This is a genomic window from Streptomyces cyaneochromogenes (genome assembly GCF_003963535.1).
Taxonomy (GTDB): domain Bacteria; phylum Actinomycetota; class Actinomycetes; order Streptomycetales; family Streptomycetaceae; genus Streptomyces; species Streptomyces shaanxiensis.
Window position 1 is genome coordinate 4,631,554 of record NZ_CP034539.1, and the last position, 12,133, is coordinate 4,643,686.

The following is a 12,133-nucleotide window of genomic DNA, read 5'->3' on the forward strand; positions in this document are numbered from 1 at the left end:
ACGGTAATGGGGGTGAGCCGATTCCGGGAGCCCACTAGGGTCCGTCATGTGATCGACATCCCGCGGGAACTCGCCGCATCACAGCAGGAGTACAACGGCGAGGAGGGCAGCGCCTTCATCGCCGGACTGCCGGACCTGACGGCCGGCTTCCTCGACCGCTGGGAACTGACGGTCGACGGACGGCCGATGCACGGGGTCTGCGCCCTGGTCCTCCCCGTCCTCCGGCGGGACGGCGCTGCGGCCGTCCTGAAGCTGCAACTCCTCGACGAGGAGAGCGAGGGCGAACCGGTGGCCCTGCGCGCGTGGGACGGCGACGGGGCGGTGCGGCTCCTGGACCACGACGCGACGACCGGCACGATGCTCCTCGAACGCCTCGACTCGTCCCGCATGCTCGCGCACCACCCGGACACCCACGAGTCGGTCCTGGTCATCGCACGCCTCCTGGCCCACCTCACGTCGTTCCCCGCGCCCGCCGGACTGCGCCGCCTCGGCGACATCGCGCAGGCCATGCTGGAGCAGACGCCCTGGGCGCTGGAGCGCATCCCGGACCCGGAGGCCCGCCGCATCGTCGCCGACTGCGCGGCGGCCGTACGGGAAGTAGTCGACGAACCCGGCGACCGCCTCCTGCACTGGGACCTCCACGACGAGAACGTCCTCGCCGGCGAGCGCGCCCCGTGGCTCGCCATCGACCCCAAGCCCCTCGCCGGAGACCCCGGCTTCGAACTGTGGCCCGCCCTCGACAACCGCTTCGACGCCGACGACGTCCGCTGGCGCTTCGACGCCATGACCGACGTCCTCGGCCTGGACCGGGCACGCGCGCGTGCGTGGACGTACGGCCGCCTCCTGCAGAACTGCCTCTGGGACATCGAGGACGGCCGCCCGGTGGAGGACCGCCAGCTGGAAATCGCGAGGCGGCTGCACGCGCGCGGCAGCTAGCCTGCGCCCATGATCCGACCCGCGACCCCCGCCGACATCCCCGCCATCCACACCCTCATCCGGGAACTCGCCGAGTACGAGAAGGCCCTGGAGGAGGCCAAGGCCACCCCGGATCAACTGCACGAGGCCCTCTTCGGCGACCACCCCGCCGCCTACGCCCACATCGCCGCCGACGACACGACCGGCGAGACCCTCGGCCTCGCGCTCTGGTTCCTGAACTTCTCCACCTGGCGCGGCGTCCACGGCATCTACCTGGAGGACCTCTACGTCCGCCCCACCGCCCGCGGCGCCGGCCACGGCAAGGCCCTGCTCACCGAGCTGGCCCGGCTGTGCGTGGAGCGCGGCTACCAGCGCCTCGAGTGGTCCGTGCTGAACTGGAACGCCCCGTCCATCGCGTTCTACGAGGCCCTCGGCGCCCGCCCCCAGGACGAGTGGACGGTGTACCGGCTCACGGACGACGCGCTCGCCGAGCTGGGCGCGGGACCGGACCGCGCCGCGGTGTGAACGTCCTGCGCATGACCCGCCCCCCTGGCCTGCCACTGGCAGCGCGTCGCGCAGGAGGAGGCCTTCGTGGGCCGCTGCGGCGAGGTCGGCGACGAACTGGGCTCCGCCGTCACCGCCGCCCGCCTGTCCCCCGTCCTGACGGCCGCCCTCACCGCCACGGACCGGCACACGCGCGAGCAACACCTGGTCCACGCCGACGAGATCGTCGCCCACCAGTACAACCAGCTCCACCTGACCGACCGCGTCGACCCGGCCACGCGCGCGTACCACTCCCGCCCCTTCCAGGCCCTGCGCGCCGACCGCTTCACCGAGGCCCTGACCGCCCGCATCACCGACCCGGCCCTCAGGGACCTGCCGCCCGTCGGGGCGGTGGATCAGTTCGCCGACAGTACGGACGTACTGACGCGCCCTGCCCTGGCCAGGGCTCTCACCACGACGGTCCGGCAGACCCGGCAGGAACGTCACACGCCGCCACTGCCTTCAGTTCCTGCGCCACGGCATCACCGATCATCCCCGCGGCACCCGCACGCGCGTGGCTGACGACGGTGAGCGTGTAGGTGTCGGCGGTGTGGACGAGACAGAGGTTCGCCGTGCCCGGCGGGGAGAGCTGCGGCAGGGGGACGATGCGCGACAGGGGGCGACCGAGCAGCCGACTGGGGTTGTCCCGCCACTTGAACGCGGTGCACAGGCTCGTGGTGGCCTCGGGACGGGCCAGGCTCCTGGCCATGACCCCGGCCAGCGACGGCACGGTACGCGCGGCCGCCTGCAGCGTGGGCAGGATCGCGCGGTGGGCGTCGAGGCGGCGGGGGAACGCCGCCACCATGTCCTGGCACGCCTGGAGCCGGGCCACCGGGGCGTCGCCGTCGACGGGCAGCGGGATGCGCAGCGCGGTGACGCCGTTGCCGAGCCGCTGTGCGTCGTGCCGGGTGCGCAGGTCGACCGGGACCGTGGCGTAGAAGGGGGTTGATCCCCTGGGCCAGGAGGACAGGGGGCCGTAACAGGCGCGGAGGGCGCCGGCGTACGTGCTGAGCAACAGCTCGTTGAGCGTCGCGCCCCGTCCGCCGGCCGGCTGACGGCGCGCCGCACGCATCACCTGCGGGTCGAGCCCGACCACGGCCACCGACGGCCGCGGTTCGCCGGACGACGCCGTGGGAAGGGGTTGGCCGACGGCCCCGATGCGGCGCAACTCCCGCCCCACGACGGCGGGACGGACCCGCGGGCGCGCCGTGGCGAGCGGTTGTGCGGCCGCTCCCTGCGGGGCCGGCGGTACGGCGTCGTCCATCAGCAGCCGGAAGAGGGTCTCCAGGGATCTGCCGTCCAGCAGCGCGTGATCGGCGAGCAGCACGAGGGCGTGGTCGCCCGCCGGGTCGGCGGCTCGCGTCACCAGCAGCCGCCACAGGGGCCGTTCGGCCGGCAGCGGGTGACTGACCCCTTCGGCCAGCAGCGATTCGAGATCCTGGTCCGTGTCGGTGACCTGCGCGCCGGGATCGAACGACCGGGCCTCGGCCCAGCGGTGGCCCGACAACGCGGCGGACCCCGCCGGGGGCAGGAGGACCCGGCTCATCCGCTCCAGTGCGCCCCACCTGTCGCGGACACGGGACCGGACCTCGGCCGGCTCGAACGGCCTCCCGGGGAACACCGCGGCGATGCCGATCGTCCCCGGAAGCCCGTTGCGCAGGTGTCCTTCTTCGATGGCGGTCAGTCTCATGGGCCGAACCCTCCGCTGATCAACCGTGCGGCGAATCGAACACGACACAGGCGTTGTGACCCCCGAAGGCGAAACTGTTGCTGATCACCGGACCGTTCGGGATCTTGCGCGGTTCGCCGGCGACCACGTCCAGCTCGCACCGGGGGTCCAGCCGCGTGAGGGACGCGGTCGGCGGCGCCAGCCCTTCCCGCACCGACAAGGCCGCGATCACGGCCTCCAGCGCCCCCGCCAGCCCCAGCCCGTGCCCGGTCACCGACTTGGGCGCGGTCACCGGCACCCTGCGAGGACCGAACAGGGCGGTGATGGCCTGCGCCTCCGCGATGTCGTTCAACTCGGTACCCGTGCCGTGCGCGTTGACGTACGTGACGGCCTCCGCGGTCGTGCCTGCGTCGGCGAGCGCCTGCTCCATGCACGCCCGCGCACCGGCACCGTCGGGATGCGGCGCCGTGAGGTGGTGGGCGTCGGACGTACGGCCGTACCCGGTCAGCGTGGCGTGGATCCGGGCACCGCGCGCCTGGGCGAGGTCCAGCCGCTCCAGCACCAGGAAGGCCGCCCCCTCGGCGAGGACGAACCCCTGCCGCCCGATGTCGAACGGACGTGACGCGGCGGTGGGATCGGCGCACTCGGTGACCATCGCACCGGCCCGCCCGAAGGCCAGCGCGGTCGTCGGGGTCAGGGGGCTGTCATGGCCACCCGCCACCACCACGTCCGCGCACCCCGCCCGGATCATCTGCATCGCCTCACCCACCGCGTGCGTCCCGGAGGCGCACGCCGTGGACACCGTCAGACTGGGTCCGGTGATCCCGAGCCGGGCACTGATCCAGTACGCCCCGGCGTTGTGCATCAGACGCGGCGCGTAGAGCACATCGGGATGCCCGATGCCGTTCTCCTGGCTGATGACCCCGCCGTACCCGGTACCGGTGACCACGGCCCGCCGCGCGGGCTCGACCTGCAGTCCGCCGGCGTCCGCCACGGCGTCCACGGCCGCGCACACCGCCATCTGCACCGACCGGTCGGCCCGCCGCATCTCCTTGGGCGCCAGGTAGCCGGCCGGGTCGAAGTCGGTCATCGGACACGCGGGATACACGACGGTGCCCTCGTCGTCGAACGTGTGCAGCGACGTCGCCGAACGGCCCTGTACGAGGCTCTCCCACAGCGCCACCGGAGTCGCTCCGGCCGCGCAGCGGACGCCCAGGCCCGTGACGGCGACAGCGGGTCGGCGGGTCACCGTGCGACGGGGGTGTGGGCGGGGCGGGTGCGCAGACTCACGATGAGGTCGGCGACGTCACCCACGGTGGACACCCCGGACTTGTCGGTCCCCCGCAGGGACACCCCGAACAACTCCTCGGACGCCGCCTCCAGTTCGGTGATGTCCAGGCTGTCGGCTCCCAGGTCGGCGACGAGCCGGGCCTGCGGCACGACCGCCTCCGGCGGCACCGACATCACCCGCGCGCACAGCGGGCGCAGCTCTTCCCATACGTCGCCGTGTTCCACATCCATGCAACTGCCTCCATCTCCTGGTGCCGTCAGGGCTGACTCACGCCGACGGCGTCGCCATCCGAGCCCATGTCTCGAACTCCGTGACGACCGCGTCGGCGAGCCGTCTCGCGTCGTCCGGGCGCACGTTGCACACCGCGGTGAGCGTGAACGCGTCTCCTGCCTGGGCCAGGGCGAAGCTGACGGTGCCCGGGTGCTGCAGGGGCGGCAGCCCGACGGTGCGCACGAGCCGGCGCCCTTCGAAGGTGCTCGGTCCGCCGGGCCACTTCATGGCCGTGGTCGCGGTCGCCGCGAAACAGGAGCGGCGACCGCGGTTGGCCAGCAGCCCGGTCACCCACGGCCCCGTCCGCCGCACCGCTTCCGCGGCGGGGAACAGCACACCGGCGTGGACGGCGGCCCGCTCGGGGACCGTGGCCAACGCGTCCTGACACGCCCGCAGCCGCGCCACGGGACCGTCCACGTCGACGGGCAACGGAACCCGAACGACCGTGAGGGTGTTCCCCAGTTCCCGCGGATTCGCCCGGGTGCGCAGGTCGCAGGGCACGGCCGTGTACGCGGGTTCGTCGCGCTGGCGCCAACCCCGCACCGGGCCGTACTGGGCCCGCAGCGCGCCGGCCACCGCACCGACCAGCAGCTCGTTCAGCGTCGCGCCCCGGCCGTCGGCGGGCTGCCGGCGCGCGGACCGGACCAGATGCGCGGGCAGTTCGCTCACCGCGACCGAGGGACACGTCTCCTGCGGCGACCGCATCGGAAGGGCCTGCCCCGCGGCCGCCATCGCCCTGAGTTCCCGGCCCGCGGCCCCCAGCCCGGTACGCGTGAGCGGCGCCGACCGCGCCGACTCCCGCGCCGCCACCGGGCTGTCCGTCAACGCGCGCATCAGCGTCGCCAGGGAGCGTCCGTCCAGCAGCACGTGCTGGGCCACGAGCGCCAGGGCGAACCCTCCGCCGTGCGCCGCGTCCGGGACCACGAAGAGCCGCCAGGGCGGGACCGCGCCGGTGAGCGGCCGGTCCAGGCTCTGCGCCCACAGGTCGTCCAACTTGCTGCGGGCCACCGTGACATGCACGGCGGGATCGAAGGGTCCCGGTACGGTCCACCGCACCCGCCGCCGCCGGAACAACCCCCGCCGCGCCGGCCCGCCGCCACCCGAGGGACGGTCGAGCACACAGTTCATCCGCTCCAGGCCCGTCCACCGCTCGGCGACGCGGGCCCGCACCTGATCCACATCCGGTTGTTCACCGGAGAAGACCGCCGCCAGGCCGATGACTCCCGGACACCCGTTGAGCAACAGCATCTCGTCGGCACAGGACAGTCTCATGCGACAGGTCGCCCACCCTTCCTGGTAAACGAGATCACCCTACACGCAGGGTGACGAACCTTCACTCAACGTATATGGCGCGTTCAACAGTCCAACGCCCGCCCCGTGCTGGAGCGGGCGTTGGACCGAACGCTTCACACCCTCTACTTGACCTGGCTGTTGCAGCCCATGTCCGAGCCGAGGTGGGTGGACTGCGCACCCGGGTTGCCCTCGCCGTTGAGCGCGTTCGCCAGCAGGCTGTTGAGGGCGCCGACGCTGCCGAGGACATCGATGTTCATGTCGTGCGAGCGGCACTCGATGCCCTGCGTGATGTCAAGGTCGTGGGCTCCCGCCTCGCCGTGGGCGGCGGCGGTGCCGACGCCGAAGGAGCCGACACTGCCGAGGACGGCGCCCACGAGGGCGACCTTCTGAAGCTTGCGCATTTCTTCTCCGTTGGTCGAGCAGATGTGCTGTGCAGCAGATCGAGTTGGAACGGTGGACAACTACGGGAGGCAGCTCAGCCGAGCCGCGGCAGACCCAACTGGCCCACGGGGGGCGCCTGGACCTGTCCCAGGCCGAGCCCGGGCACCTGCGGCGGGCCGGCGGTCGGGACCAGCGGGTTGATGAGCGGGTTCACCTGGGGGTTCACCTGCGGGTTCACCTGGGGGGCAACCCGCGGCGGGGGCTCCGGGTTGAACACCTGGGGCGCGTTGACCTGCGGGGCGACCTGCGGCATGACCTGCGGCGCCGTCTGCGGGGTGACCTGCGGCACGACCTGCGACACCGGCGACTGGGGGGCGGGCTGCGGCGCGGCGTGCGGACCGTTGGAGGCCTGCGCGGCGCCGCCCGACGACGCCGAGGCGGAGGCGTGGCCGCCCTGCGGCTGCGGGGCGGGCGCGGGGGCCGGGGCCGGCGCGGGCGCGGGCGCGGGGGGCGGAGCGGGCGCCGGAGCCGGGGGCGGGGCCGGGGGCACGTACTGCGGCGCCGGGGCGGGGGCCGCGTACTGGGGCGCCGGCGGCGGGGTGGAGGCGTGGGCGAGACCCGTCGAACGGGCCTCCGCCACGGCGTACTGGGGCGGCGGGTAATGGGGAGCGGGCGCCGGGGCGTACTGGGGTGGGGCGTACTGCGGAGGGGGTGCCGGGGCCGCGTACTGGGGCGGCGCGTACTGGGGAGGAGGCGCCGGGGCCGCGTACTGGGGCGGGTACTCGGGGGCGGGTGCCGGAGCACCGTACCCGTAGGGATATTCGGCCGCCTCGCTGACGCCGGCGCCGATGGCGGTCAATCCGCCGGCCGCCGCTACGACGAGCGCGGCCTTGTGAAGCTTGCGCATGAAACCCTCGGCCCTTCATTACCTGTACAGGGAATCCGTTGTATTCAGTGGAGCCAGCAGCGGATCCCGTTGCACCTCTCCGACTCCTGATCGCTGCCCTCTCTCCGCTGGCAACGACAATTTCCTGACCGAGTCACGGGATCGGAAAGCCCGTCACTCTATTGCCATCAATCCGATAAACGGTTCTGAGGATTTGTCATTGATTAATACCTCTGGCAAATGGGTGACCGAATCCCGATGCACGTGACCGGCCATGCGCCCGCCTCGTTCCCCACAAGGTCAGAGCAATGGCTCAGAGCATTTCCGTACGTTCCATGCACAGGTCAATGAAGGGCCGAGGTTCCATGCGCAAGCTCCAGCAGGTCGCGCTCGTCGTCGCAGCAGCCAGTGGTCTGTCAGCCATCGGCGCCGGCCCCAGCGTCGCCGACGCTCCCGTTGCATACCGCGGCAGCACTCCGCCCCCCGTCGGGCAGCGGGACGCCCAGGCCCACACCTGGACCCGCTCGCAGGCCAGCGTCCAGACCTCCGGCACGCCCTCGTCCTACGGGCAGCGACAGGCCCCGGTGCCTCAGCGCGGTGCCGAGGTCAGCCCGCAGGTCAGCCCCCAGTTGAGCCCGCAGATCAACCCGCAGCTCTCCCCCGCGCCGGCCTCCGAGTCGGGCCCGCTCGAGCAGTCCAACCTCTTCCGCCCGTACCAGGAGTGCAGCCCGCAGTCCCTGCTCAACGCGAACGTCCCGGTCGCCGCCCTCGCCGCCGCCGAGGCCACGGGTGTCGACTGCGACCAGGCCAACAGCCAGGCGAACGCGGCCGCCTCCGCCCGCGCCACCAGCTAGGACACCGTCCTCCACTTGCGACGACCGTGCTGGTCGCAGCCCTCGACAAACGGCTGTGACCAGCACTTTCCCATGCCTCGATCCGGCTTCTGGGTGCTTCTGATACGAGATCACGAATTCCGGCGTGCCGCTGTGAGACATATCGGATACTTCGTATTAACCTCCCGTAACTGTACGAAGTCGATCCCTCACAGATCGCACCCACCTCACTCCACCGGAGATGACATGCACAAGCTTCGCAAGGCTGCCGTCCTGGTCGCCGCCCTCGGCACCGTCAGCCTGCTGGGCGCCGGCACCGCCACCGCCCAGGGCCTCGACGGTCACGGCGGCAAGGGCGGCGGCAAGTTCAGCGTCCTGCAGAGCTCCAACTGCAAGTCGCACGACCTGAACGTCGACGTCCTGGGCCAGGTCGGCATCCTCAACGGCCTGCTGGGCAACGCGCTCAACGGCGAGGGCAACGCCGGTGGGCAGGACACCCACCTCGGCTCGTCGATGGGCTGCAACAACAGCGCCTTCTAAGCACATGACGGCCGCTTAGCCGGCCGCCCGCAGGAAAAGGTCCCGGTACCGAGCCTCGCGCCTGGTACCGGGACACCTTTTTGTGTCGCGATTCAAGTACGACGCGCAATAATTTCCGGATATCCGCCAAGGCGGTGAGACTTCTTCAAATTCGGCGTGCCGCTTATTAATCACGAATATTTCCTATTAGCCTCCGTAACTGTTCGAAGTCGATCCATTACGGGTCGCGTCCTCTTCACTCCACCGGAGAAGAACATGCACAAGCTCCACAAGGCCGCCGTCCTGGTCGCCGCCCTCGGGAGCGTCGGAATCCTGAGCATCGGCGCTGCCCACGCCGACCAGGGTGGCTGGAGCAAGAACAGCCGGAGCCACAGCGGCTCCAGCTTCAGCGTCCTGCAGAGCACCTCCTGCAAGTCGCACGACGCCAACGTCGACGTCCTCGGCCAGGTCGGCATCGCCAACGGCCTGGGCGGCAACCTGCTGAACGGCGAGGGCAACCCGGGCGCGCAGGAGACCGGCCTGGGCTCGTCGATGGGCTGCAGCAACGCCGTCGGCGGCAAGTAGGCCAAAGCCCCACCCCCACCCGGTGCCCCGGCCGCAAGCCGGGGCACCGGGCTTTCCCCGGGCGCCTTCCGCCCGGAAAGCAGAAATGCCGGACCGGGATCACATCCCGGTCCGGCATTCTCCGTTTCGCACCTCAGAACTTGAACTTCGGCACCTTGAAACCCTTGGGCAGCTTCGCCCTGTTCGAGCACTCCACGACCGGACCGGAGTGCAGGGACCCGTCCCTCAGCATCGTCTGCTCGGGAAACGTGAAGCGGGGCCGCTCGACGATCTGGCAGTCCTGCGCCTGCTTGATGACGAACTTGCGCTTGTCCTTGCGGACCTGCTCGCTCTTCTTGATGCAGACGATGTCCCCCTGGGCGGTGATCGTGCACGCACCCTTGGGATCGTCATCCGCGTACGCCGGCGCGGCACCGCCGTAGATCACCGCGAGCGCACCGAGGAGCCCCGAGACGGTGGCGATCTTCTGTCGACCGATCATGTACTTCGTTCCTTTGCAATCGAGGCCCGGGCGACCGCGCCGTCGACCGGCGCCCGCCCGAGCCTTGGAGAACGTAGAAATACGACGCCCGTCGCCCGGCACGTTCTCGGCCTGGTCCGGTGACGGCACTGCTGCAGCCCGGCCGCGCACCCCTGAGGGTTCTGCCGCGCGTCCGGGCTGCAATTCGCTAAAGGTCCGACTGATATCGATGCGCCTGTCGTGAGAAACGCCCTATGGGGTCGGCCGTGGCTCGGAGTACGGAGCCATCCGCTCCGCGGCCGTCACGACGACGTTCGCAGTGCCCTGAAACTCGCGCATCGATTCCTCGGTGCTTCGTTACTGAGCGGCGTAGGTAGGAGCGGAGTACTCACCGTAGCCGTACTCCGGCGCCACGGTCTTGGGGGCGGCCTCCGGAGCGGCGGCCGGCGCGGCAGCGGGCGCGGCAGCCGGCGCAGCGGCAGGCGCGGCCTGCGTGGCCTGCTGCGGGGCAGCCTGCGCCTTGTCGGTCGGAACGCCCCACGTGCCAACGGCGTTGGCCGTCGAGGTGGCCACGGCGGTCACGTTCTGACCGTCCCAGCCGTCCTCGTGAGCGAACGCGGAACCGGCGGCACCGAAGGCGGACAGACCCGCGACCGCTGCAGCTACGACCGCAACGCGCTGAAACCTGCGCATAGTTTGACCCTTTCTTCCCGGGCACGAAGCCCTGGTTGACTACTTAATGTGAGCATATACACTTAATCCGTAGCAATTTGGGATCTTTGACCCTTCTCTGTGTCGTGTCGGCCCATGGCAAGGAGCCCTTTCGTCCGGCTCTCCATGGACGCGAAGGGGAGGTGCTTTCCTGAGAGCAACGACGCTTCCCCGAGGGCGAGTCACGGGCGGCGAGCGGCAGTCACCCGTTTGCCGACCCATGAGGACCCGGAACCAGAAGACGGAAAACAGCGGACGGCCGGACCAGGTCAACCCGGTCCGGCCGTCCGCTGTTTGAGAGGTGGGGCAGGCCGTCGAGCGGCCCTTCGTCGGCGGTTACGCCCCCGGGCCGCCCAGGATGCGCCCCAGTGCGCTGAGGTGGCCGCCGTCGCTGGCGTCGTTGGCGGCGGGCGCCGGCGCCGGCGCCGGCAACGTGGGCCGCGTCATGTCCTTGCAGGTGATGTGGGGACCGATCCGCGTGGTCCCGCTGTTCAGCAGGCCCGCGGCAGGCAGGGTCACGGGCTCGGTCGGCTGGCAGGTGACCGACCGGCGGACGGTGAAGTCGCCACCCTCGGGCAGCTGGCCCACGATTCGCTGGGTGCAGATGATGTTGCCCTGGTTGTCGGGCGCACAGGCACCCGGGTTCGCCGCGGCGTGCGCCGGTGCGACGCCGATCCAGGTCATGGCGAGGCCGCCAAGAAGCCCCGAGACGGCCGCGATCTTCTTTCCGTTGAACATGTGTTGCGTCTCCTTTTGTGAGGGGTGCCCCGGCGTCATGCGCCGCGAACCGCCGCGCCGGACCCCGGGAAGTCGGAGATACGGGCCCCGGGTTCCGCTCATGTCCGGGATGCTCGGGGCCGTTTCGCTTACGAAGTGAAAAGGAGTGACCTGGGCTTCGAGGTTCGGGGTGCGCGCCGTACCCGCGCCGCACGCGATTCCGCCCGGAGGCGGCCGCCGTAACGACTCGTCGACGCACGGAAGTTCAGCGGTCGTGGACGCGTACGGGCCCCTTCGGGGGATGACCCCGAAGGGGCCCGCGGAAGGCGTCGCGCACGACCGTGCCGCCGACCTCAGCCAGTGAAGGCGTTGTTGAACTGACCGCAGGTGGTGTCAAAGGTCTCGGCGAGGCCGAGCACGGCGATCGGGAGGTCGCCACTGGCCACCGTCTGCGGGCTGCACTCCTGGTACGGGCGGTAGAGGTCGGTCGAGGCCGGCTTGACCTCGTAGGCGACACCGGTACCGGCACCGATGGCGGACAGGCTGCCGGCCGCCGCCGCGACGATCATGACCTGGTGAAGCTTGCGCATGGAACCCTCGGTTTTCATTACCTATGCATTGAGGCTGGTTGCCTACTGTGACTGAACGAACACTAGCAGTAGCGACGCGGTTCCATGCCGGTGCATATCCCGTGTCCGACGGGGGAGATGGGTATGCGCGGAATTACCGAGAGTGGTCTGTACGCTCAAACGCGGAGCGGCCCAGGCGTATTTGGATTCACGCCTGGGCCACTGCGACGAATTGTTCATATTGTCGGAGCCCCCTGTCGGATTCGAACCGACGACCTGCTGTTTACAAGACAGCCGCTCTGGACCAACTGAGCTAAGGAGGCCTGCGCGCGCCCGAGACGCACGCGCCCGTGCAGTGTACCCAGGTTCCGAGCGGGCCCTGTCGAAAATTTCCGCGAAGTTCACATGCCCCCAGGTACTGACAGATCAGGCGAACGCCGGGTACCGTCCAGAGCCAGTCCGCACATGTGGACTAAACAACCACCTTCCTA

Annotated in this window: 15 protein-coding genes, 1 tRNA gene and 1 pseudogene; 6 read left to right on the forward strand and 11 right to left on the reverse strand. The window is 70.6% G+C overall.

Going from position 1 to position 12,133, the window contains the following annotated elements:
- The first annotated feature begins 6 nt into the window (after positions 1 to 6).
- From EJ357_RS20805 to EJ357_RS20815, 3 genes and pseudogenes are all read left to right on the forward strand, one after another.
- Positions 7 to 936, forward strand: a complete 930-nt coding sequence (locus EJ357_RS20805) for an aminoglycoside phosphotransferase family protein (RefSeq protein ID WP_126393116.1) — start codon at positions 7 to 9, stop codon at positions 934 to 936.
- A gap of 9 nt (positions 937 to 945) precedes the next feature.
- Positions 946 to 1,440: a GNAT family N-acetyltransferase gene (locus tag EJ357_RS20810; protein ID WP_126393117.1), complete on the forward strand. Its 495-nt coding sequence runs from the start codon at positions 946 to 948 to the stop codon at positions 1,438 to 1,440.
- A 24-nt stretch (positions 1,441 to 1,464) separates the two neighbouring features.
- A pseudogene (locus EJ357_RS20815) lies at positions 1,465 to 1,851 on the forward strand (DUF4037 domain-containing protein); the annotation flags it as partial.
- A gap of 16 nt (positions 1,852 to 1,867) precedes the next feature.
- Here the strand turns inward: EJ357_RS20815 and EJ357_RS20820 are convergent.
- The 6 genes from EJ357_RS20820 to EJ357_RS20845 all read right to left on the reverse strand — a co-directional run bounded on the left by EJ357_RS20820 (position 1,868) and on the right by EJ357_RS20845 (position 7,269).
- The gene (locus EJ357_RS20820) at positions 1,868 to 3,148 is read right to left on the reverse strand and encodes a wax ester/triacylglycerol synthase domain-containing protein (RefSeq protein ID WP_126393118.1); all 1,281 of its coding nucleotides are present in this window, start codon (positions 3,146 to 3,148) and stop codon (positions 1,868 to 1,870) included.
- A 19-nt stretch (positions 3,149 to 3,167) separates the two neighbouring features.
- Positions 3,168 to 4,376 (reverse strand): beta-ketoacyl-[acyl-carrier-protein] synthase family protein, encoded by a 1,209-nt coding sequence (locus tag EJ357_RS20825; protein WP_126393119.1) that lies wholly within the window; start codon positions 4,374 to 4,376, stop codon positions 3,168 to 3,170.
- Positions 4,373 to 4,648, reverse strand: a complete 276-nt coding sequence (locus tag EJ357_RS20830) for an acyl carrier protein (protein ID WP_126393120.1) — start codon at positions 4,646 to 4,648, stop codon at positions 4,373 to 4,375. The genes EJ357_RS20825 and EJ357_RS20830 overlap by 4 nt, the downstream gene beginning before the upstream one ends.
- A gap of 37 nt (positions 4,649 to 4,685) precedes the next feature.
- Entirely contained in the window at positions 4,686 to 5,960 is a 1,275-nt protein-coding gene (locus tag EJ357_RS20835; RefSeq protein WP_126393121.1) for a WS/DGAT domain-containing protein, read from the reverse strand.
- Between the two features lie 143 nt (positions 5,961 to 6,103).
- Positions 6,104 to 6,382: a hypothetical protein gene (locus EJ357_RS20840; RefSeq protein WP_126393122.1), complete on the reverse strand. Its 279-nt coding sequence runs from the start codon at positions 6,380 to 6,382 to the stop codon at positions 6,104 to 6,106.
- Positions 6,383 to 6,456: 74 nt separating this feature from the next.
- Positions 6,457 to 7,269: a hypothetical protein gene (locus EJ357_RS20845; RefSeq protein ID WP_126393123.1), complete on the reverse strand. Its 813-nt coding sequence runs from the start codon at positions 7,267 to 7,269 to the stop codon at positions 6,457 to 6,459.
- Between the two features lie 344 nt (positions 7,270 to 7,613).
- Here EJ357_RS20845 and EJ357_RS20850 point away from each other — a divergent pair, with 344 nt between their 5' ends.
- From EJ357_RS20850 to EJ357_RS20860, 3 genes are all read left to right on the forward strand, one after another.
- Positions 7,614 to 8,102: a hypothetical protein gene (locus EJ357_RS20850; RefSeq protein ID WP_126393124.1), complete on the forward strand. Its 489-nt coding sequence runs from the start codon at positions 7,614 to 7,616 to the stop codon at positions 8,100 to 8,102.
- 225 nt (positions 8,103 to 8,327) lie between these two features.
- Positions 8,328 to 8,621 (forward strand): hypothetical protein, encoded by a 294-nt coding sequence (locus EJ357_RS20855; RefSeq protein WP_126393125.1) that lies wholly within the window; start codon positions 8,328 to 8,330, stop codon positions 8,619 to 8,621.
- A 255-nt stretch (positions 8,622 to 8,876) separates the two neighbouring features.
- Positions 8,877 to 9,185 carry a hypothetical protein gene (locus tag EJ357_RS20860; protein ID WP_126393126.1) on the forward strand — a complete coding sequence of 103 codons (309 nt, stop codon included), beginning with the start codon at positions 8,877 to 8,879 and terminating at the stop codon, positions 9,183 to 9,185.
- Positions 9,186 to 9,318: 133 nt separating this feature from the next.
- Here EJ357_RS20860 and EJ357_RS20865 read toward each other — a convergent pair whose 3' ends face one another.
- The 5 genes from EJ357_RS20865 to EJ357_RS20885 all read right to left on the reverse strand — a co-directional run bounded on the left by EJ357_RS20865 (position 9,319) and on the right by EJ357_RS20885 (position 11,965).
- Positions 9,319 to 9,666 carry a hypothetical protein gene (locus EJ357_RS20865; RefSeq protein WP_228473114.1) on the reverse strand — a complete coding sequence of 116 codons (348 nt, stop codon included), beginning with the start codon at positions 9,664 to 9,666 and terminating at the stop codon, positions 9,319 to 9,321.
- A 336-nt stretch (positions 9,667 to 10,002) separates the two neighbouring features.
- Entirely contained in the window at positions 10,003 to 10,338 is a 336-nt protein-coding gene (locus tag EJ357_RS48355) for a hypothetical protein (protein ID WP_175647458.1), read from the reverse strand.
- A gap of 354 nt (positions 10,339 to 10,692) precedes the next feature.
- Positions 10,693 to 11,094 carry a hypothetical protein gene (locus EJ357_RS20875; RefSeq protein ID WP_175647459.1) on the reverse strand — a complete coding sequence of 134 codons (402 nt, stop codon included), beginning with the start codon at positions 11,092 to 11,094 and terminating at the stop codon, positions 10,693 to 10,695.
- A 332-nt stretch (positions 11,095 to 11,426) separates the two neighbouring features.
- Positions 11,427 to 11,663, reverse strand: coding sequence for a hypothetical protein (locus EJ357_RS20880; RefSeq protein ID WP_126393127.1), 237 nt, complete (start codon positions 11,661 to 11,663; stop codon positions 11,427 to 11,429).
- 227 nt (positions 11,664 to 11,890) lie between these two features.
- Positions 11,891 to 11,965: transfer RNA gene (locus EJ357_RS20885), tRNA-Thr, on the reverse strand.
- Positions 11,966 to 12,133 lie beyond the last annotated feature (168 nt).